Annotated in this window: 18 protein-coding genes; 13 read left to right on the top strand and 5 right to left on the bottom strand. The window is 65.0% G+C overall.

The genetic code is table 11. From position 1 onward, the window contains the following. The first annotated feature begins 115 nt into the window (after positions 1 to 115). The 3 genes from V3572_RS06580 to V3572_RS06570 are packed head-to-tail and all read left to right on the top strand — an operon-like array spanning position 116 to position 2,119. A complete protein-coding gene (locus tag V3572_RS06580; RefSeq protein ID WP_332110186.1) occupies positions 116 to 529 on the top strand; it encodes a TadE/TadG family type IV pilus assembly protein in 414 nt (137 codons plus the stop codon). Positions 530 to 531: 2 nt separating this feature from the next. Next, complete coding sequence (locus V3572_RS06575; protein WP_332110185.1) at positions 532 to 930, top strand: TadE/TadG family type IV pilus assembly protein; 399 nt, start codon at positions 532 to 534, stop codon at positions 928 to 930. A 13-nt stretch (positions 931 to 943) separates the two neighbouring features. Next, entirely contained in the window at positions 944 to 2,119 is a 1,176-nt protein-coding gene (locus V3572_RS06570; protein ID WP_332110184.1) for a pilus assembly protein TadG-related protein, read from the top strand. Here V3572_RS06570 and V3572_RS06565 read toward each other — a convergent pair. Next, positions 2,112 to 2,672, bottom strand: coding sequence for a hypothetical protein (locus V3572_RS06565; RefSeq protein WP_332110183.1), 561 nt, complete (start codon positions 2,670 to 2,672; stop codon positions 2,112 to 2,114). The two genes, V3572_RS06570 and V3572_RS06565, sit on opposite strands and share 8 nt — an antisense overlap. Before the next feature lie 147 nt (positions 2,673 to 2,819). Here V3572_RS06565 and V3572_RS06560 point away from each other — a divergent pair, with 147 nt between their 5' ends. Both V3572_RS06560 and V3572_RS06555 read left to right on the top strand, forming a co-directional pair. Then, complete coding sequence (locus tag V3572_RS06560) at positions 2,820 to 3,257, top strand: pyridoxamine 5'-phosphate oxidase family protein (protein ID WP_332110182.1); 438 nt, start codon at positions 2,820 to 2,822, stop codon at positions 3,255 to 3,257. Between the two features lie 139 nt (positions 3,258 to 3,396). Next, positions 3,397 to 6,096, top strand: coding sequence for an HAD-IC family P-type ATPase (locus V3572_RS06555; protein WP_332110181.1), 2,700 nt, complete (start codon positions 3,397 to 3,399; stop codon positions 6,094 to 6,096). Positions 6,097 to 6,175: 79 nt separating this feature from the next. On the opposite strand, the gene V3572_RS06550 is transcribed toward V3572_RS06555, so the two are convergent. Next, positions 6,176 to 8,365 carry a C10 family peptidase gene (locus V3572_RS06550; protein ID WP_332110180.1) on the bottom strand — a complete coding sequence of 730 codons (2,190 nt, stop codon included), beginning with the start codon at positions 8,363 to 8,365 and terminating at the stop codon, positions 6,176 to 6,178. A gap of 378 nt (positions 8,366 to 8,743) precedes the next feature. After that, complete coding sequence (locus tag V3572_RS06545; protein WP_332110179.1) at positions 8,744 to 9,505, bottom strand: Crp/Fnr family transcriptional regulator; 762 nt, start codon at positions 9,503 to 9,505, stop codon at positions 8,744 to 8,746. A gap of 116 nt (positions 9,506 to 9,621) precedes the next feature. Here V3572_RS06545 and V3572_RS06540 point away from each other — a divergent pair, with 116 nt between their 5' ends. The 3 genes from V3572_RS06540 (at position 9,622) to V3572_RS06530 (ending at position 11,488) form a co-directional block, all read left to right on the top strand. Then, positions 9,622 to 9,792, top strand: a complete 171-nt coding sequence (locus tag V3572_RS06540) for a hypothetical protein (protein WP_332110178.1) — start codon at positions 9,622 to 9,624, stop codon at positions 9,790 to 9,792. 270 nt (positions 9,793 to 10,062) lie between these two features. After that, a complete protein-coding gene (locus tag V3572_RS06535) occupies positions 10,063 to 11,028 on the top strand; it encodes a 4Fe-4S dicluster domain-containing protein (RefSeq protein WP_332110177.1) in 966 nt (321 codons plus the stop codon). Then, the gene (locus V3572_RS06530) at positions 11,021 to 11,488 is read left to right on the top strand and encodes an iron-sulfur cluster-binding protein (protein WP_332110176.1); all 468 of its coding nucleotides are present in this window, start codon (positions 11,021 to 11,023) and stop codon (positions 11,486 to 11,488) included. Before V3572_RS06535 ends, V3572_RS06530 begins: the two co-directional genes overlap by 8 nt. A gap of 200 nt (positions 11,489 to 11,688) precedes the next feature. Here the strand turns inward: V3572_RS06530 and V3572_RS06525 are convergent, their stop codons facing one another. After that, entirely contained in the window at positions 11,689 to 12,957 is a 1,269-nt protein-coding gene (locus V3572_RS06525) for a Y-family DNA polymerase (RefSeq protein WP_332110175.1), read from the bottom strand. Between the two features lie 24 nt (positions 12,958 to 12,981). Then, a complete protein-coding gene (gene umuD, locus V3572_RS06520) occupies positions 12,982 to 13,431 on the bottom strand; it encodes a translesion error-prone DNA polymerase V autoproteolytic subunit (RefSeq protein WP_332110174.1) in 450 nt (149 codons plus the stop codon). Between the two features lie 380 nt (positions 13,432 to 13,811). Here umuD and V3572_RS06515 point away from each other — a divergent pair, with 380 nt between their 5' ends. From V3572_RS06515 to V3572_RS06495, 5 genes are all read left to right on the top strand, one after another. After that, positions 13,812 to 15,014: a polysaccharide biosynthesis/export family protein gene (locus V3572_RS06515; protein ID WP_332110173.1), complete on the top strand. Its 1,203-nt coding sequence runs from the start codon at positions 13,812 to 13,814 to the stop codon at positions 15,012 to 15,014. A 53-nt stretch (positions 15,015 to 15,067) separates the two neighbouring features. Next, positions 15,068 to 15,994: a WcbI family polysaccharide biosynthesis putative acetyltransferase gene (locus tag V3572_RS06510; RefSeq protein ID WP_332110172.1), complete on the top strand. Its 927-nt coding sequence runs from the start codon at positions 15,068 to 15,070 to the stop codon at positions 15,992 to 15,994. A gap of 250 nt (positions 15,995 to 16,244) precedes the next feature. After that, positions 16,245 to 18,377 carry a glycosyltransferase family 2 protein gene (locus V3572_RS06505; protein ID WP_332110171.1) on the top strand — a complete coding sequence of 711 codons (2,133 nt, stop codon included), beginning with the start codon at positions 16,245 to 16,247 and terminating at the stop codon, positions 18,375 to 18,377. Further along, the gene (locus tag V3572_RS06500) at positions 18,374 to 19,402 is read left to right on the top strand and encodes a hypothetical protein (protein WP_332110170.1); all 1,029 of its coding nucleotides are present in this window, start codon (positions 18,374 to 18,376) and stop codon (positions 19,400 to 19,402) included. Before V3572_RS06505 ends, V3572_RS06500 begins: the two co-directional genes overlap by 4 nt. Further along, a complete protein-coding gene (locus V3572_RS06495) occupies positions 19,395 to 21,344 on the top strand; it encodes a capsular polysaccharide biosynthesis protein (protein ID WP_332110169.1) in 1,950 nt (649 codons plus the stop codon). The genes V3572_RS06500 and V3572_RS06495 overlap by 8 nt, the downstream gene beginning before the upstream one ends. Positions 21,345 to 21,451 lie beyond the last annotated feature (107 nt).

Here is a 21,451-nt window from a genome sequence, read left to right as displayed (position 1 = left end):
GGAAATCCCTGACATGATGAGGGATCGACCTCATGGACGCTACCCCTCCCGGCCCTTATTCATATTTTTGAAGAATTCCAGTTTCACGCTTCTTTCCCGCAACCAGGCGGAGAAAATGAGACAGCCCCGCTCCCTGAACAGCCATCGCGGCGCCGCCGTCGTGGAGATGGCCCTTCTCCTACCGGTACTGTTGATGATCGTTTTCGGTATCGCGGATTATGGGCGTTTTTTCTTCATCCGCTCGGCCGTCACCGCTGCGGTTGCTGACGCCGCCCGAACGGCGGTGTTGCCAGCAGTCACCACCGAGGAAATCACCCTGGCCGTGGGAGAGGCTCTGGCAGGACCCATTACCCACGACTCCGGTGAAAACGCTTTGATCAGCGTCGTCCCCGAGGTGCGCCTACCCGGCGACACGGTCACCGTCACCGCGACCCTGCCATTCCAGGCCCTGATCCTTCCGGGCTTCCTCGGGACACGGCTGTTCCCACAAACCGTCACGGCATCGGCCACCATGACCATGGAGCCATGAAAATGAACCCCCTCACCGCAGCACGCCGCGATACGCGCGGTTCCATCAGCGTGGAACTGGCCCTTCTCCTGACCTTCGTGCTGATGCCGTTGCTCGTGGGCGTCATCGATTTCGGACAGTTGCTGCACGCCCAGAACGTCATGACCCGCGCCGCCCGGGAAGGAGCCATTGCCGCCTCCAGGAACATGGATATCGAGGACGCGGTGAACCGATATGTACAAAACGCTGGATATGACGCCTCCCTCACCCGCATCGACACGGAAGGATCCCGGGAGTCCTCCGAACCGGTCACCGTGACCATCACCTACGACACCTCGGCCATGGTGATCCTCCCCTGGGCGGACATCAACCGAAACATGTCCCACGTGGTCACCTCCGCCACCACCCAGCAGCTCTATTGACAGGAGACGAGACATGCCCATCCGGAATACATCCGCATCATCCCGGCAACGCGGCTCGGTCATCGTCTTCGGAGCCCTGTCCCTGGTGGTTTTGGCCGGAATGGCCACGTTGGGAGTGGATTACGGTTTTTTGCAATACAAGCGCAGTCAGCTCCAAAACGCCGCCGACGCCGCCGCCCTGTCCGGGGCGGCCGAACTCCTGCGATCCGGGGGGAGTCTGAGCGCCGCCACGGAAACGGCGGTTCAGTACGGACAGGCGAACCTCAGCGACCTGGACATACCATCCGTTGCGGTAACAGACGGCGATGTGACGTTTTACCAGGGAGAGGCCTTGATCGAGGCAGGACCGGCCGACACCGTGGGCGTCCGTGTCGGGCGGACCCTGGCCCGGGGAAATACCGTGGACATGTTCCTGGCGCCGGTCCTGGGGTGGAACACCCAGGATCTGTCGGCCACAGCCCGGGCGTCCCTGTTCTGCTCGGACCAGACGCACTGTCTCAAGCCCTTCTCGCCTCCCGCCAAATTCACCTGGGACGACTCCTGCGATTCGAACGTCAGATTACGCGGCAACGGGGCGCTCGATCCCGAAAGCGTCTGCGAGATGGCCTCGGTGGTGGTCCTCGGCTACGGCCCCGCCGACCTGGGAACCCAGATCACCCTCAAGCTCGGAGACCCCTCGGACACCGTCGTTCCTGGCCATTTCAATCCCGTGGACTACCCCGCCGTCAACCGGGGGACGCCGGAGTCCGGGGCATCCACCTATCGGACCAATATCGCCGGATGCCTGGGCTCCAATAATACGATGGTGGGCGTGGGAGACGAATTGCAGATCGAACCCGGCAACATGGTCGGCCCCACCCGCCAGGGGTTGGACGACATTTTCGCCGCAGACCCGGACGCCGCATGGAACGCCGAGTCCAAGACCATCACCGGCAGCCGGTTCTCGGACCCCATGAAAAGTCCCCGAGTGGCGCTGATCCCCTTCTATGACCCGTCCCGGCCCCAGATGTCGGGTCGCAACACCATCTTCGTCTACCAACTGGGGGCGGTATTCATCGAGTCCCTGGACAGTCGCGGCAACGTGTCCGGGCGTTTCCTCCGAGCCATGGCCGTAAGCCCGCACCGCAATCCGGGGCAGCCCTGTGGAACGGATTCCGTGGCCCTTTTCGGGGTGGGATTGGTCAAGTAAGACCTGGGGGGCCATTAGCCTCCCTCGCCGGACGCACCTGGCGCGAGCGCTTCTGGATCACGCCGAGCACGGCCCCCAGAAGCGCCCCGGCCGGAACCGTCGCCCATCCGGCATAAAAAAGGCTGAACACGCCCATGCCCGCCGCAATGGCCAGGCTTTTGAACAACAGCCCCGGCCCGGCAGGCATCCCGGCCAGGATGCCCTGCACCCCCTCCACCGCCGAGATGAAGACCGAACACACGGCCGGACTCACAACGCCCACCGCCGCCCCGGCGACGGCCCCGCGAAAAAGGCCGGGCCGTGCGGCGACCATGCTGCGCCACGCCACATATCCCGTCGCAAACGCTGCGGCCGCGCCGTACAGCCACATGGTCCGGGCCGCGCCCGGAGACGCCAGGCTGTCGGCAAAGGCCCCGACGACCAGTCCGGCCGGGGCGCAGGCCGCCGCCATGGCCAGGCTGCGCCGGGCAAGCGGCCGGGCGAAACGCCCGCCAGACCCGTTTGTGATCTGCCCGGAAGGGATCATCCCTCCCCTGTCGCTGCTCTGCTCCATGTTCTTCCACCTTCCGACGGCATGCTTCAGCCGCCGCCGATCCGCAGGGAAACCGAAAAAGGTTCACACCACCATGCACTCCTGGTATCATGAAACCAAATCCCAAGCCATGATCGCAACCCCCTCCCCCCGGGGCAAGGAGCATCCATGCTGGACACGGTCCTGGCCTTTCTGGCCTCGCGCGACCTGGGCGTCCTGGCCACGGCGGACGCCGCCGCGCCTCATTGCTCGCTGATGGCCTACGTCATGACTCGAGACGGCGACATCTGCATGGCCACCCTGCCGGACACCCGCAAATGGCGAAACGTCCTGGACAATCCCGAGGTGAGCCTGCTTGTGGACAACCGGGAGCTGCTGCCCGAGCTGGGCCGAGAGGCGCTTTGCGCCGTGACCGTGACCGGCCGCCACACCCCCTTCTCCGACCCGGCGGGCGAGGCCGCCGCCAAACGGCTGCTGGCCGAACGCCATGGGCATCTCGGCGGCATCCTGACCCGGCCCGAGGCCCGGGTCATCCGCATTCGGCCGACAGCCTACCAGATCGTGGAGGGTCCGGTACGGTCCCGAGTGGTGGCTGCCGCACCGTAAGGGGATCGCCCGGCACGACGCCGGACGCAGGCGACACGGACATCACGCCTTACGGCGTCCTGCCGAAAGGTCCCGCCGCCTCGTTTCACGCCCAACGCGCGTCCTTGAGACGATGCGCCGGACAGACGGTGAGGTACGCATGGACTCCCTGCTCGACAAACACTGGCATCATCTGTCCCCCGAAGAGGTCATGGACCTGCTCGGCACGGACCCCCGCAAAGGCCTGGACATCCTGGAGGCCAAACGCCGCCAGGGCGACTTCGGGGCCAACGTCCTGACCGGAAGGCCCGGCAAAACCGCCCTCGAACGCCTCCTGCTCCAGTTCCACCAACCCCTGGTCTACATCCTCATCGTGGCCGCCATCGTCACCGCCGTGCTCGGCGAATGGCTGGACGCCGGGGTCATCTGCGGCGTGGTCCTGGTCAACGCCGTGGTGGGCTACGTGCAGGAGGCCAAGGCCGTCAAGGCGTTGGCCGCCCTGTCCGCCGCCATGAAGGCCGAGGCCATGCTGGTGCGCGGCGGCAAGACCTCCCGGGTGGACGCCGCCATCCTCGTGCCCGGGGATGTGATCGTCATGCGCTCGGGCGACAAGACGCCCGCCGACGTGCGCATCGTCCAGTCCCGGGAACTGCGGGTGGATGAATCCTCCCTGACCGGCGAATCCCTGCCCGTGGAGAAAAGCCCGGCCGCCGTGGCCCGGGAGGCGGTCCTGGCCGAGCGCACGGGAATGGCCTATGCCGGGACGCTGGTGGCCTACGGCCAGGGCCTGGGCGTGGTCACGGCCACTGGAGGAGGCACGGAACTGGGACGCATCGCCGGTCTCGTGGAGGCCGCCGACGAGCTGGAAACCCCCCTGACCCGCAAGATCGCGATGTTCAGCCACGTGCTGTTGGTTGTCATCCTGGGCTTGGCCGCCGTGACCTTTTTCATCGGCATCCTGCGCGGCGAATCCGCCTCGCACATGTTCATGGCCGCCGTGGCCCTGGCCGTGGGGGCCATCCCCGAAGGGCTTCCGGCCGCCATGACCATCATTTTGGCCGTGGGCGTGTCGCGCATGGCCGCCCGCAAGGCCGTCATCCGCAAGCTCCCGGCCGTGGAGACCCTGGGCGGGGTCACGGTGGTGTGCTCGGACAAGACCGGCACCCTGACCGAAAACCAGATGACCGTGCGCGAAATCTACGCCGGGGGCGGCTATGCCGAGGTCACCGGGGCGGGGTATTCCCTGGCCGGGGACATCGTTTTCCAAAACGCCGGGCCGGACAACCTCGCCCTGTCCCGGTGCCTGTTGGCCGGACTTTTGTGCAACGACGCCTCGGTGGAGCCCGGCGGCGACCGTCCCGCCCTCCAGGGCGACCCCACCGAGGCGGCGCTTGTCGTGGCCGCCGCCAAGGCCGGGCTGACGGCCGACACGGCCCGGGCCGATCACCCTCGCCTGGACACCCTGCCCTTTGAATCCGAGCACCAGTACATGGCCACCCTGCACGTAACCGGCGACGCCCGCACGGCCTTCATCAAAGGCTCGGCCGAACAGGTTCTGGTCCGCTGCGACACGGCCATGGGACCGGGCGGCCAGCCCGGCCCCCTGGACCGGGAGGCCATGCTGCGGGTGGTGGACGCCATGGCCGCCAAGGGGCTGCGCGTCCTGGCCCTGGCCGAAAAGCCCCTACCCGGGGACGCCAGCCATGTCGGACATGGCGACGTGGCCTCGGGGGCGGTGTTTTTGGGATTGCAGGGCATGATCGACCCGCCCCGGCCCGAGGCCATAGCCGCCGTGGCCGCCTTTCGGAAGGCCGGGGTGCGGGTGAAGATGATCACCGGCGACCATGCCGTGACCGCCGTAGCCGTGGGCAACATGCTGGGGCTGGGCGTGGACGTGTGCCGGGACGATCCGGCCTGCAAGGCTCTCACTGGGGCGCAACTGGCGGCCATCGGCGATGAGGAATTGATTGCGCGGGTGCAGGAGGCCTCGATCTTCGCCCGGGTGTCGCCGGAACAGAAGCTGCGGCTGGTCATGGCCCTCCAGGCCCGGGGCGAGGTAGCGGCCATGACCGGCGACGGCGTCAACGACGCCCCGGCCCTCAAGCAGGCCGACATCGGGGTGGCCATGGGCCGCTCCGGTACGGATGCGGCCAAGGAGGCGGCGGACATGGTGCTCACCGACGACAACTTCGCCACCATCGCCGCCGCCGTGGAGGAAGGCCGAGGAGTCTTCGACAACCTGATCAAGTTCATCGTCTGGACCCTGCCCACCAACCTGGGCGAGGGACTGGTGATCCTTGTGGCCTTTCTCTTCGGCACGGCCCTGCCCATCCTGCCTGTGCAGATCCTGTGGATCAACATGACCACGGCCGGATGCCTGGGGCTCATGCTGGCCTTCGAACCCAAGGAGCCCGGGATCATGGATCGCCCGCCGCGCGCCCCGGGCAGGCCCATCCTGGGCGTCTATCTGGCCGGGCGCATCCTGTTGGTGGGGATATTGCTCCTGGTGGCCTCCTTCGGGCTTTTCGAATGGGAGCTGGCCCTGGGGTCGAGCCACGAGACGGCGCGCACCGTGGCCGTCAACGTGTTCGTGATGGCCGAGGCGGTCTACCTCTTCAACGCCCGCTCCTTTTTCCGCTCCCCCTTCGCCATCGGCTTTTTCGGAAACCCGTACGTCCTCGGCGGGGCCGTCTTGATGGTGGCCCTGCAACTGCTGTACACCTATGCGCCGGTGATGCACTCGCTTTTTGGCAGCGCCCCCCTTGACCTTACGGCCTGGGGCAAAATCGCGGCGGCGTCTGTGGCGGTGTTTTGCATCGTGGAGCTGGAAAAAAGGCTGCGCCGGGCGACAAGTGTCTGATGAGACACCACCATGCAAAACGCCCCGTGGAGAACCTCCCCGGGGCGTTCGTGCGGTTCCAGACGATCTGCGTTGCGGGCTACGGACTCTGCCTGTCGTCGATGCCCATTAGCGGCACGCCCGTCTTGGGGGCGGCCCCGGAATCCGTCCCACTGATCGTGCTGAGCGTGGCATAGTCCACATCCAGCGTCCCCCCCGTGCTGTCATATCGTCCAAACCCGACAACCCCCGAGGAAAACGTGCTGTCCGTCACCTGGTAGACCTGCGTCCCGTTCACATAGAAGGTCAGCGTCGTTCCCGAGGCGCGGATTCGCAGGATGTTCCAATCGTATGGCTTGACGGCGGCGCTTTGCACCCACCCGGTAAAGGACGTGAACACACTGCCGTTCGAATAGTAGCCGACGAGGTAATATCCACTGTTCGTAAATGAAAAATAATAGCCGCTGTACCACTCATTTATGGAACTCCCAGGAGTGGGGACTCCGCGGATGAATATGGCGTTCGCATTCGTCTCGGATGTTGTGCGACGCATCCTCACGGAATAATCCAGATTTGAAAATACACCCTTATTGTACCCCATCGTGGCCCACACCCCTGACGACGACCCGGCGACCGAGGCATAGCCCCCGCCAATGGTCCATGTCCCGGAATACTGGGTCCAATTGCCCAAGGCGCCGGTAAACTGCTCATTAAAACCGCCGCTGCCCGAGCCGCCGCCGATAATCACGGGGATGCCCAGGGGCAGGAGATTCACGCCTCCGCCGCCCGAACCGCCGCCGGTTCCCGTAAAATCCACGGCCCAGACGTTGCCGGTGGTGATGGTGTCGTTGGTGGATGTGCCCGTGGTCGCCTGTTTGGATGTAAAGGTGTACCCTGACTTGGTGACGTTGATGGTATAGGTCGAGGCCGACGGAACCTTGCTCAAGGCGTAAATGCCCTTGGCGTCGGTGGTGTCGGTGTAGGTTCCGCCTCCGGAACGGGTGGCGATGACCGTCGCCCCGGCAATGGGAGCGCCCGAAGCATCCGTGACCCGGCCGCTGATGATTTCGCCGCCCCCGGTCTTGTAGACATTGTAGACGCATTTGTAGACGGAATTGAAGTTGTAATACGTGGTGTCGATGGTCGGCAGATTGTACCACAAATTGTTGCTACCCGACCATCCCATGTTCAAATGATGATACATGGTCGAGGAATCATAGCCATAGCCGTCCCCGACGATGGCATGGCCCCCGGCGCCAGTGATCCCGAAAAGCACCGGATATCCGGCATCCAGGTTGGGGTTGACCATGGCGTTGCGATTGGCGGCCGGGATATTCCCCCAGGAACTGTCCCGCCCCCTGATGGCGTTGCTGTACCCGAAGGTGTTCTTGAAGGCGTTGGCGGCATACAGCGTGTCTGTTCCGGATGCGCCGGAACAATAGTCCATGTTCACGGCCACGCCCGCATCGGCGGTCAGGGCCCCGATGGCCTGGCGCTGGGCCGTAGTGGTGGAGGCGCCGGGGGACAGCACCATATCCGACCAGGAATAGGCCCCGCCGACGCCGTTGCCGCCGCGCAAGGCCCGGGTGGTTGCGCTGCCGCAGATGGAGATGCTAAACGAGGTCGTGCCGACCCCTGTCGTGGGATGCTGGTGAAACCGCATGAGCTGGGCCATGGCCGTGGCCACGCAGCCGCAGACGTAGTTGTTCGGGGTGTAGATGTTGTAGGTGTTCACGCCGCCTGCCGTGCTCTGATCCCAGGTGCTCTGCACAAGGGGAGCCACCCGGACATCGGAGATGCTGGCCGTGCCGGTCTCCACGGCGCTTTTTTGCGTGGCGGCCTGTAAAAGCATGTCCCAGCGCCCTTTGGCCGAGGCCCCGGCGGCGAGCGCCTCCTGCTTCTTGCCCGTCGCCTCCTGGCGCACGAAGGCCACCCGCCCGGGAACATCCTGCGACACCAGGGCCCCTAGGGGATTTTTGGGAGAAGGATCATACGTCCCGTCCGGGGAAAAACCGATGATCGGCTCCACCTCGTCGTCCGCCGGAACGATGACGAACCCTTTGGGATTGGTGTAGACGATGTAATAGGCGGCTTGGCCGTCCGCGCCGTCATAACGCGACACGGACATGGCAGTCTTTCCCATGTCCGTTTTCATGGGTCCGGCCTCGAGAGACAGCCATCCGGTCACCATCCGGCTGGCCTGCTCCGGCGTTGTCGGACTGGCCGACAAAAGCGCCGGGAAAAGACACAATGCTCCAAGAACAAGTATACATTCATGCCATCTTTTCATCACCAAGCCCTCCATGGTTTCACACGACGCACTCCCTGCAACATGGAAATAGACTGGAACTCTTCCCAAGCCATCCAGACATCCCAGCCAATGCGCACTCATTGCAACTCAACAACGGAGAACACATTCCCGAATCAAATTCAGGAAATAACACCTTGCCAAGCCTGAGAGCGACTCTTCTGGCAATCCCGAAAAGGCCCTTTCTGGGGATAGCCAAAACAGCCCCAGGCCATAAAAAAATGAGAATAGAGACTGGAATCTACCAATAGCAACTTATTGCGGCATGTCGAGAATGTCAACGCGTGACGGAGAAGACGAGATTGCAAAAAATATGTACAAAAGAATGCCTTGTCGTTTTTGACCGCCAAACCTCCCTCGTTACGGCGTGGCTTTTTTCTGAAAAAGATGGCCGACCTTCCCGCGGCGCCTCCCGCAGCCTGCAACCGGCGCATCCCCTCCCCGGCCGGCCACGGCCGCAAGGCCCTGACGATCCAGTATCTCGATCTCCCGGCCGGTTGACCGCACCACCCCCTGCCGGGACAGACGCCCCAACACCCGGGACACGGCCTCGGGCGTGGCCCCCACGATCTTGGCCAGCTCCCGCTGGCTGATCCCCAGAGCCACCAGACGCCGCCCGTCCCGGTTCTCCTCCCGGGCATGCAGCAGAAAACCGGCGATACGACCGGGCAGCCCCTTCAGCGACAGGGACTCGATCATCTCCATGGCCTCCTTGAGCCGCCCCGACACCACCCGCAGGAAGTGAAACAGGATGGACGGATCGCGCCGGGCCATGTCCTCCAGCACCTGCCCGGAGAAAAACACCAAACGGCTGCGGGTCAGGGTCTCGGCGTGGGCCGGAAACAGCCCCTCCCCGAAAAGCGCCCCCAGACAGAAGGGTTCCCCGGGGCCAAACACGTAAAGCGTCTGCTCCTTGCCGTCGTCCCCCAGCTTGAAAAGTTTCACCCGGCCCGTGAGCACCAGAAAAAATCCACGCACGGTATCGCGCTCCGAGGCCACCCGGGTTTTCGCGGCATAGGTTTTGGCCACGGCCCCCGTGGCCAGGGCCGTCAACTGTTCGGACGGCAGCTCCCGGAAAAAATCCAGGGACTTGAGGGTCAAAAGAAGCGATACATCGGTCATGGCCGTAAAATGCCCTCTCACGTTGATCCCGGTCAATGTCTTTCCCGCCTATCGGGATAGGAAGGGGTGGCCAGGACACATCCGGACCTTATCCTTTTCCGCACAGAGGATGCCACATGTTCAGACCGCATGAAAGCCCGACCATCGGCCACGACCCGCAGCTTGGCGACACCCGGGAGGCGGGCGACGGCCCCATACGCATCAGCCAGCGCGCCCTGAAGGAACTGGAAAGTCTTTTCCCCGGCGACGAGACCCGCCATGTCCGGGTCATCGCCACCCCCGGCTGATTCGGCCCCAAGCTCGGCCTGGTTCTGGATGAACCGGCCCCTGACGACCTCACAGTCGACCACGGCCGCTTCCGGCTGTGCATCGAGGCCCTGGTGTCCCGGGACATCGGCCGGGTGGACATCGGCCTGGACGTGACGGGCCATTTTCAACTCACAAGCCAGCACTTCGGATCGGGATGCTGACAGGTTCCAGGCCGCCCCTTCCGGCCCGGCCGGAGGGCTCCAGGAACCCCGCCCAAGCGCCCCCCCAAACCCCATAAGGAAACCGCCGTGAAACGACGCGCCTTCTTGAAAACCCTCGGACTCGCCGCAGCGGCCACGGCCTCCGCCGCCGTGCCGGGGCTGGCCGCTGAACAGCCCGCCGCCCAGGGGACGGTTTTGGCCACCCTGTTCGACCTCTCCCAGTGTATCGGCTGCGGGGCCTGTGTTGAGGCCTGCCATGAGGCCAACGCAAACCGGTATCCCGAGCCGAAAAAACCCTATCCGACCATGTATCCGAGCCGGGTCAAGGTGGAGGACTGGTCGGACAAGCGCGATGTGGACGACCGCCTGACCCCGTACAACTGGCTGTTCATCCAGTCGGCCAGCGTGGACTACCAGGGCAAGACCCAGGAGATCCACATGCCCCGGCGCTGCATGCACTGCACAAAGCCGCCCTGCGCCAACCTGTGCCCCTGGGGCGCGGCCAGCAAGGCCCAAAACGGCTCCGTGCGCATCAACACCGACATCTGCCTGGGCGGGGCCAAGTGCAAGACCGTGTGCCCCTGGTCCGTCCCCCAGCGCCAGACCGGGGTCGGCCTCTACCTGGACCTTTTGCCGTCCCTGGCCGGAAACGGGGTCATGTACAAGTGCGACCGCTGCTACGACCGCATGGCCGCAGGCGGCCTTCCGGCCTGCATCGAGGCCTGCCCCAACGAGGTCCAGAGCATCGGCCCCCGGCAGGAAATCGTGGAAAAGGCCCACGCCCTGGCCAAATCCATGAACGGCTTCATCTACGGCGAGACGGAAAACGGCGGGACCGGCACCATCTATGTCTCCCCCGTGCCCTTTGAGCTCATCCAGGCCGCCTCGCCCCCGGGCCCCGGCCGTCCCACCCTGGCCCCCGTGACCGACGCCATGTCGTTTGAGACGTCGCTGGCGGCCGCCGCCGTGGTGGCCCCCCTCGCCGCCGTGGCCGGGGTGATGTTGCGCGCCGCCAAACGCAATTCGGACGGAAAGGAGCACAAACATGACTAGTTTCCCCATCGCCCCCTGGGAAAAAAAGGCCTTCGCCGTGACGGTCTTCGGGCTGGGGCTGACCGGCGTGGCCCAGATGCCCATCTTCAGCCGCTACTACATCGCCGACATCCCGGGCTTCGCCTGGCTGGGCAACTTCGTCTTCACGCATATGCTGCATTACGTCCTGGCGGCCATATTCCTGTACTTCGCCTTCCGCTTCGCCGCCGTCTATGCCCTGGCCTGGCGGCGCGACCATCCCCTGACCGCCTCGGGTGCCGTCCGCACGGCCCTGTACGCGGCGCTTATCGCCACCGGCGCGGTGCGCATGGTGAAAAACCTCTCCGGGGTCTACCTGGGGGAATGGACGGTGCTGGTGGTGGACTGGACCCACCTGTTTCTGGCCATGCTCCTTCTGGGTGCGGTGCTGTGGGCCAGGGGGGGCGGCAGGCGGAGCTATACGGCCGTGTCGCGGCTGTAAGGGAACGGACGCCTGGGCGGTTTGAACCTGTGGCCGGCGGGCCGCCGGGCATGCCGCACACGGCGGCCGGGGAACCCCTCAACCCGGCCGCGACACGAAAATCGACGCCATGACGGGGCCGAGATGGCCTGCCCGGCCCTTAGTCCGCGCGCGCCACGGGGTTCTGTTCAAAGGCAAGGACGGGGATGTGGGGCTGAACCTCAGCCCGCGCGCACCACGGGGATTTCGTCCCAGACCGTGGTGTAGCGCGGCGAACGGCTGCCCTGCTTCATGCGCCAGGGCCGGGCGAGGCCGCTGGCCGCAAAGGTCAGGGCGTCGCGGCCGTGGCGGGCGTTTATGCCGTCCACGGCGCGCATGAGCGCCTGGGAGCGGGCGGCGTCTTGGGGCGATTCCAGCAGACTGCCGCGCCGGGAGGCGGTCGGCTCCAGGCCGTACAGCATGACGCCGGTTTTTTTGTACCGGAAGCCCGGCTTGTAGAGGCGCCCCAAAACCGCCTGCCCCAGCCGGATGATCTCCGGGGTGGCGTCCGTGGGCACGGCAAAGGCCGCCGTGTCGGATACGGCGTACTGGGGCTCCCCGGCGACAAACCGGTTGGTCTGCACGAAGACCAGGATGTTGGCGGCCACAACGCCCTTCCCCCGCAGCCGCTCGGCGGCCCGGGCGGCATGGAAGGCCACGGCCTCGCGCATCTCCCCGGCATCCGTCACCGGGCGGCCGAAGGATCGCGAGGCCACCACGGACTTGGGCGGGGTCGGGGCCGCGTCCAGCTCCAGACAGGACACGCCCTGAAGCTCCAGCAGGGTGGACAGGCCGACCACGGTCATCTTCCGGCGCACCAACTCCCGGGGCAGCCGGGAAAACTCCAGGGCCGAGCGCACCCCCAGGCCGCGCAGCCAGGCCGCATGACGACGCCCGATTCCCCACACCTCCTCCACATCCACGCCCTCCAGCACGCCCTCCAGGCCGACATGGCCGCACAGGTCCAAGACGCCCCCCAGGGCCGGGTCTTTCTTGGCCAGCCGGTTGGCGACCTTGGCCAGGGTCTTGGTGGGGCCAAGCCCCACGGACACGGGGATGCCCGTAAAACGCCGCACCGTGTCCCGTATGCGCCGGGCCTGGGCCCCGGCGTCCGGCAGGCCGGTCAGATCCAGAAAGGCCTCGTCGATGGAATAGACCTCCATGGCCGGGGCGAACCGGGCCAGGGTATCCATGACCCGGGCGGACATGTCGCCGTAGAGGGCGTAGTTGGAGGAAAAAACCGCCACCTCATGACGTTTGAGGAGCTCCGCGCACTGGTAGGCGGGCTGGCCCATGCCGATGCCCAGGGCCTTGGCCTCGGTCGAGCGGGCCACGATGCAACCGTCGTTGTTGGAAAGCACCACCACCGGCCGGTTGGTCAGGGCCGGATGAAAGACCCGCTCGCAGGAGACGTAGAAGGCGTTGCAATCGACCAGGGCGAAGGTGGGCATGGGGGCCTTTGGGGGCAGGCGGGGTTACGGGCGGGACACGGCCTTGTGGATGATGTACGTGACCACGCCCCAGATCTCGAAGCTTTGTTCCGGGTCGACTTCCGTGGGGGCGTAGTCGGTATTTTCCGGCACGAGCAGCAGGCGGCCATGGGACGTTTTCAGGCGTTTGACCGTGAGCTCTCCGTCCAAGGCGGCGATGACGATGTTGCCGCTTGCGGCCGTAACGGCCCGGTCCACCACCAGGATATCGCCCGGGGAAATGCCCGCGTCGGTCATGGAATGGCCGTGGACGCGCACGAAAAAGGTGGCCGCCGGATGCTTGACGAGGTGCTCGTTGAGGTCGAGCTTTTTGTCGATGTAATCCTCGGCCGGAGAGGGAAACCCGGCCGGAACCGAGGCCAGGTAGAGCGGCAGGGCGCAGGCCGAACGCTTCTCAAAACCCAGGATTTCAAGGCCGGATACGGTGGAGGTCATGGCTCTCGCTGTTCCTTCGCGGACAGAGTCCGAGGGTTGGGGAAACGGGGCCGCCTGTCCGCGTCCTGGGCTCTTCACGGAATATCCCGCCCGTCGCGGGGCATGGCCCTGACATCGGTCCAGTATAGGGAGCCGGGCACGGAAGGTCCACCCCCGCCCCCCAGGCGGAATCGCCCGGGTGGGCCGGACAACGGCCCGTAGCAGCCCGACAATCTGGACATGCCCCGGGAAGTCGTATAGATAGTCGCGGCGGTGGATACTGAGCCGTGTTCTGCGTGCGTGCCCAAGATATCCGAAAAAGGGGCTCACGCCGCACGACGGATACGATTCACCCGGGCCACAAATCGGTTGCGTTCCTGCCGCCCACGAAGGGGATGACGATGCCTGAAAAGGCCGTAAAGAGAAGATACGTCGCATGGACCGTCGTACTGCTGTTTTCCTTGCTGGCCTCCGGTTGCGGACTTCCCGGCTCCGGGCCGTCCCGGGCCACCATCGACAAGTACCCGGAGTCCGACAAGAACACGACCGGCATCACCATTGTCGAAGTCGATGGCTCGATTGCCCGCCAGTTGCAGGACAGCCTGCAAAAAACCATGTTTTCTTCGGTGTTCGGCGGGAATGCCCTGGGGAATTACAGCGTCGGCCCCGGCGACATCATTGAAGTGACCGTGTGGGAAAGCCCGCCGGGAACACTTTTCAACAACCCCGGCTCTGAAATCGCGACCACCCAGACGGCCATGGCCCCCATGCGCTTCCCGGAACAGCAGATCAACAGCGACGGGTCCATCTCCGTGCCCTTTGCCGGATATATTTCCGTGCGCGGGCTGACCTTGCGGCAGATCGAAGAAGAGATCTACAAACGCCTGCAGGGCAAGGCCAACGACCCCCAGGTTCTGGCCCGCCTGGTCAAAAACACCACGTCCACGGTGACCGTGGTCGGCGAGGTGACCAACAGCACCATCGTGCCGCTGACGCCCAAGCGGGAGCGGATACTGGACATCCTGGCCACCGCCGGAGGCGTCAAGCATCCGGTCAACAAGCTCATGATCCAGCTCACCCGCGCGGACAAGGTCCACTCCATTCCCTTGAAGGCCATCATCGCCGACAACAAGGAAAATCTCGTGATGGAGCCCGGGGACATCCTCACGGCCCTCTACCAGCCCAACAGCTTTATCGCCCTGGGGGCCATGGGAAGGAATTCCGAAGTGGAATTCGAGGCCACGGGCCTCACCCTGGCCCAGGCCCTGGGCCGCTCCAGCGGCGTCCAGGACGGCCGCGCCGACGCCCAGGGGGTGTTCATCTTCCGGCTCGAGCCCGTGGACAGCCTCAAATGGCCCACGCCGCCGGCCATCGTCACCCCGGAGAACACCGTTCCGGTCATCTACACGGTCAACCTGCGGGATCCCGCGACGTTCTTCGCCGCCCAGTCCTTCCCCATCAAGGACAAGGATGTGCTCTACGTCTCCAACTCGCCAGCAACCGAGGTCATGAAATTCCTAAGCATCATCACGTCCGTCACCAGCCCATCCCTGAACACCCTGGGCTACATCCGGAGCTTTTCGGGAACCGGCGCCTGGGACTAGCGCCTTTGCGATTGCCGGTTTCATTGCGGACGTGATGGGCACGCTTTTTTGATATGAAAAAAATCGTTCTGTCTCAAACGTGCCAAGGCTTGGTGCTCAAGCAGCTGCTCTTGTCATCCGATGCGCTCAAGAAGGAGTTTGAGTGTACGTTCATTCCGAATTATGAACTCCAGAACGGAAAGCCGGGGCTTGCCCCCCCGGCAGCTTTGCAGGAAGCGGTCAAAAGCTGCAATGTCCTCATCTATCACGACATTGCGCACTACAACTTTCCCGCCCTGGTACGCCAGATGCCGCCCGGCGGGGTGGCCATTAAAATCCCGTACATCACGTCCACGATATACTGGCCCACCTACGAATATCAAAATCCCTTCTGGCTGTGTCCGAGGGGGACCACGGCGCTCATCCCCTGGCCCTGCACAGTGCTCAACGAGCTCATCGTGTCTTTGCGGGACAAGCGGAAAATCCTGAACGCATACCTCGAAACGGATATCGCCTCCTGCATCGACATCAACCGCGTCTACACGTCACAACTCGCGTACTTACGCTCGGCCGAGTCCGGTTCCATTTTCAACATATCCGAATTCGTGGAAAAAAACTTCCGCGACACGCAGCTCTTCCACCTGATCAACCATCCGGCGCTGCCTGTCTTTCTTGAGTTGGCAAACGCCATTTTTGCCCACCTCGACATGCCGCTTCTGAAAAATTTCCGAAACGATCCTTTCGCCACACATCAAGTCCCCATCCACCCATCCATCATCCGGCGCTACAGCCTCTCCTGGTGCGATGAAACGACAAAATTCCAGATGATGGACAGATCCTTCACCTTCAGCGAGTACGTCGCCCTTTACATCGATCACTATATTGAAAAATTTCAGTATACCCTGTTCCCCTCCCTTCAGGCGCAGGGGAAACATCGCCCCGGGCCGCTGAAAAAGCTCTCGTCCTTTTTTTCTCGGCGCGGGAAAAAAGCTGGCCTGTAACGCGCCCCCGACAAGGGCGGCCGTGCTTCTTCAGGCGGCATCTCCACTCTCGCGCCTCGCGGCGTCGGGAGCAATGGCCCGATGGATGGCGCCGACAACGGCCGTCGTGCCGTGTCTGCCTGCCTGACGGCATCGTTTGGCGGCCTCTCTCCGCCCCTTGCCCTGTGCCGCGCTCCGGATTAGACTTTCTGAGTAAAAACTGATTTTTTTCTCCAATTCAAAAGCGATTGCCGAGGGTAGACACGCCGCAATGCTTCCCCGCGTCACCATCTCCACACAGCCGCCTCTGCCGGTGACTGTCGTTTCCCTGTCCCAGGTGGCCCACACCCCGGGGGATGCGGTGTGGCGTTCCCTGGGAGATGCGCCGCGTCTGGAATTGCGCCCGCCGGGCCGCAACCTGCCCCAAGGGTGGGTCCACCTCCAAGGACGGCTGACGCGGCGCAGCGGCGCCTGGACGGCCTACCTGCATGCCGAGGCCGAAAAACGGGAACCCCTGCGCTTCGAATTGCCCGTCTCCCTCAAAGGCACCATCAACGAAGTGCTCCGCCTCCCGGACGGCGTCACGCGGATTGTCCTCGAACCCATGCAGGGCGAGGGGGAGTTCACCCTCGGGGAATTCAGCATAAAACCCGTGGGCGGGGTGGAGCGGGTACGGCGCATGTACCAGCGCATCGTCGCCATGTTCTACAAGCATCCCCGCGCCCGCCGCAAACGCGCCGGGCTGCACTCCAAAACGGCGATCCTGCGGCTCCAGGAGGCCTACCGCATCGCCGGCAGGCTGCGGACCCTCTCCCCGTTCATCCCGTATGACCGGTGGGTCAGGGAGTTCGACCTGCTGACGGAAAAGGACCGGGCGGCCATCATTCGCGACACGGCGCGCCTGCGCCGCCCCCCCCGGTTCGTGGTCCATGTGGGCGACGGACATGACCCTGCGGCCCGCCGGGCCACGCTGGCGTCCCTGCGCCGTCAACTCTATCCGCACCATGAAATCCGCGACGCCGCGACCGCCCTTCCGGGCGGGGACCGCCGGACATGGTTCGTCTTTCTGCCGCCCGGCGCGGTCCTGGCCCCCCACGCCCTGTACTGGATGGCCCGGACGGCCTTCGACGACACCCGGGTGCGCCTGATCTACACCGATCACGACATCCTCGACGCGGCCGGACCGCGCCGCGATCCGGCGTTCAAGCCCGACTGGTCCCCGGAACTATTGCGTTCGACCAACTACATCGGCCACGCCGCCGCCGTCCGGGGCGACCTCCTGGCCGCCCTGGGCCTCGATCCCGATTCTTTCGACATGCACGGCCTGCTGTTGCGGGCGGGAGAACGGATTCCACGCTACGCCGTGGCCCATGTGCCTGCCCCGCTGTTCCACCTGCCGCCTCCCCGCGACCCGGGCAACCTAAACGGCGCCAGCCCGTCCCAGGTGGCGGCCCACCTGAAGCGCCTCCAGGTGGCGGCCCAGGTGGCGCCCACGGCCAGGGGCCATTGCCGGGTCCGCTATCATCTGCCGCAAAAGCCCCCCCGGGTGTCCATCATCATCCCCACCCGCGACTGCCTGGCGGTGCTGCGGACCTGCGTGACCAGCCTGCTGGAAAAGACCGATTACCGCCGATTCGAGATCCGCATCGTGGACAATTCGAGCCGCGATCCCGAGACCCTGGACTACCTGGCCCACTTGGGCGGCCATCCCCAGGTCGAGGTGCTGCGCTACGATCTGCCGTTCAACTATTCGGCCATCAACAATCACGCCGCCGCCCATTGCACCGGAGAGGCCTTGTGCCTGCTCAACAACGACACGGAGGTGATCGGCCCCGACTGGCTTTCGGAAATGCTCGGGCATCTGGTGCAGCCCGGGGTGGGCGTGGTGGGGGCCAAACTCTATTATACGGACGGCCGCATCCAACACGCCGGGGACGTCGTGGGCCCGGGAGGGTGCGCCAACCATCTGCACGCCTGCCTCGAAGGGGACGATCCCGGCTACTGCGACCGGGCCATCCTGGCCCAGGATCTCTCGGCGGTCACCGCCGCCTGCCTGCTCACCCGGAAGGACGTGTACGACCGCATGAAGGGCCTTGACGCCGTCAACCTGCCCGTGGCCTTCAACGACGTGGACTATTGCCTGCGCGTGCGCAAGGCCGGGCTGCGGGTGATCTGGACCCCCTACGCCGAGCTGTTCCATCACGAATCCTACAGCCGGGGAGGCGACAGCGCCTCTCCCGAGCGCAAGGCCCAGGCCCGCCGCGAGGTCCGCCACATGCGGACCCACTGGAAACATGTCATGCGCCACGATCCCTTCTACAACCCCAATTGCAGCTATTCCCACCCGGACTTTTCCCTCAACATCGCCCCCCTGGTGCGCAAACCATGGACCAACCGGGCATGACCGGGCATATCGCACCGCCTCCGACCCGGGCCGTGGTGGTGGAGGAATGCGACAATCCCTCCTCGGCCTATTTCCTTCTTCCGGCCCTGGCCCGTCTGCCCTGCCCCGTCACCCGCCGCCGCTTCGCCGATCTCCCTGATCCGGCCGAACTGGAAGGGGCCATGGTGGTGCTGGCCCGGTACGTCCCCGGGGGCTGGGTGCGCCTTCTGACCGCGGTGCGGCCCCGCCTGTCCCGGCTGGTGTTTTTCATGGACGACGACCTGTTCGACACCGCCGCCTCCCGGGGCGCGCCCCTGCATTACCGGTTCAAGCTGTGGCGGCTGGCCGCCAGGCGCCGGGACTGGCTGTTGTCCCAGAAGGCGGAATTCTGGGTGTCCACCCCCGCCCTCATGGAAAAATACGCCGCCTGGGGGCCGCGCCTGGTCCTGCCCGCGCCCCTTCCGGCCGAGGCCGCATCCCCGGAGACGGACACCCGGCGAATTTTTTACCACGGCACGGCCTCCCACAACCCGGACATCCGCTGGCTTTTCCCGGTCATGGCCGAGGTCTTGACGAAAAACCCCCGGCTGGCCCTGGAAATCGTGGGGAAAAAGGCCGTGGCCGCGCTGTACAGGCCCTTGCCCCGGGTCACGGTGGTCCATCCCATGCCCTGGCCCGCCTACCGGATCTTCGCCGCCGCCCCGGGACGCCACGTAGGCCTGGCCCCGCAACTGGATTCGGCCTTCAATGCCGCCCGCTCCTATACCAAGTTCTGCGACATCACCCGCAGCGGGGCCGTGGGCGTCTATGCCGCAGGCTCGGCCTGCGCGGACGTGGTGGAGCACGAAAAAGACGGCCTGGTGGTTCCCATGCAGCCCGCCGCCTGGGTTGCGGCCATCACCCGTCTGGCCGGGGACGACGGACTGCGGACGGCCATGCTGCAAAACGCCCGGGACAAGCTGGCGGAGCTGTCCCAACGGGCCGAGGCCTCCCACTCCAGCCTTTTCACCGAGGGCCCAGAGGCGCCGGAGGCCACGGATGCCTGAACGCGCCCGCCTCCCCCTGGCGTCGGCCCCGGCCGCCCTGGCCCTGAGCCGGTTCGTGGCCGCCATGCCCAATCTGCCCACGGCGCTTGGCGTGCCCCTGGTGCGGGTGCGGTTCGGCCGGGGGGTGGTCCCCGGGGCCTGGGTGCTGGCCTGGGGCCGCAAGGTTTCGGGGTTGGCCGCCGAACGCTTCGCGGGCCGGCGCGGCCTGCCGGTGTTGCATGTGGAGGACGGTTTCCTGCGCTCCGTTTCGCCGGGACGCGGACACCCCCCCTTCTCCATCAGCCTCGACGACCAGGGCGTCTACTACGACGCCCGCCATCCCTCCCGCCTGGAAACCCTGGCGGCTCTGCCCTGCACCCCGGAGGAACTGGCCCGGGCGCAACGCCTCGTCGAGTTGTGGCGGGCGGGCCGGGTCTCCAAGTACAACCACGCCCGGGAATACCGGGGCGAGCTTCCCGAACCTTTTGTCCTGGCCATCGACCAGACCTTCGGCGACGGCTCCATTGGCCACGGCATGGCCGACCCCGGGAGTTTTTCCCGCATGCTTGAGGCGGCGCTGGCCGAACATCCGGACAAGACCGTGGTGCTCAAAGTCCACCCCGAGGTGGTTTCCGGCCGCAAAAAAGGGCACTTCGACCTGAACGCCATCGCCCGCCTGGACCGGGTGCAGGTCTTTTCCGGCGACGTGCATCCGGTCGGCCTGCTCGAACGGGCCGCCGCCGTCTATACGGTGACCTCCCAGGTGGGCTTCGAAGGCCTTTTGTGGGGCCGTCCCGTGGCCACCTTCGGCATGCCCTTCTACGCCGGATGGGGCCTGACCCGCGACGCCCTCTCCCCGCCCCCGCGCCGCCATCCCATCCCCTTTTTGCAGTTGGTCCACGCCGCCCTGGTGGACTACCCCCGCTACGTGGACCCCGAAACCGGAGAACCGTGCCCGCCGGAGCGGGTGCTTGACTGGATGGCCCTGCAACGTCGGCAACGGGAACGATTTCCCGCCGTGGTGCATGCCCAGGGCTTCTCCCGGCGGCAACGGCCCGGCGTCGTGCGGCTCTTCCAAGGCAGCCAGGTCCGTTTTTCCCGGCCCGGCCAACCCCTGTCCCCAGGCGAGGCTCTGGCCATCCCGGAGCAGGCCGCACCATTGGGTGCCCCGGAGACAGCGCTGCGGGTGCGCGACGGCTTTTTCCCGGGCGCCGGGCTTGCGGACGGCCCCGATAGCCCCCTGTGCGCCATGGTCGACGGCCCCGGTTCGCGCCTTGAGGACATGTTGGCCACGGCCCGGTTTTCCGCCGAAACCCTCGATCAGGCCCGACGCCTGGGGCGCTGGATCGTGGACCGGGAACTGACCTCCTGGCCGCCGGAGAGCGGCCAGTGGCAGCGACCGGCCGCCTTCGGCCGGGTGGTGCTGGTGATTGGGGAAGGCCCGAATGGCGACGCAGACAGGCATTTCTTGAAAATCGTGCGTGAAACAGAATCAGCCGCCCATATTATTTACAAACCACACCCTCATATATTAAGAGAACCGTGGTTGAATATGCGCGTCAGACAAGGGAGCCCCCATTTCGACGAAACCGCGCCTCCCGTATCCATGCATTCTCTCCTCTCCCAGGTGGATGCTGTCCACGTCCGCACATCGTGGGCGGGTATTGACGCGTTGCTGCGCGGAAAGGAAGTGCTTTGCCACGGAACTCCGTTTTATGCCGGATGGGGGTTGACCACCGATTCCCCACCTGGAATCCGCCGCCCCAGAAGGCTTTCCCTGGACGAACTGCTCGTCGGATTTTTTTTGCTTCACCCGGCCTATTCCAGCAGGGAAACTGGGCACTACACCGACATAGACCGTTTTATCGATGAGTATTGCTCCGGGCTTTGGAAAAGGATGCCGACATGCCCCCAGACACGTTTCACCCTGAAAGCCTGGTTTCAAAAATTCGTCTCCCGATGATTGCAGCCGATATCGCCCTTTATCACCAGGAAGTTCTTCGGCTGAGGAATTTTTTGAATTTTTCTTCTGTGCGTGAGGTCGTTTTTCTCCGCACGCCAAAAAAATAC

This window comes from Desulfolutivibrio sp. (assembly GCF_036584575.1).
GTDB lineage: Bacteria > Desulfobacterota > Desulfovibrionia > Desulfovibrionales > Desulfovibrionaceae > Desulfolutivibrio.
The sequence above is the reverse complement of the archived record's forward strand: the minus strand, read 5'-3'. Positions and strand labels throughout refer to the sequence as shown.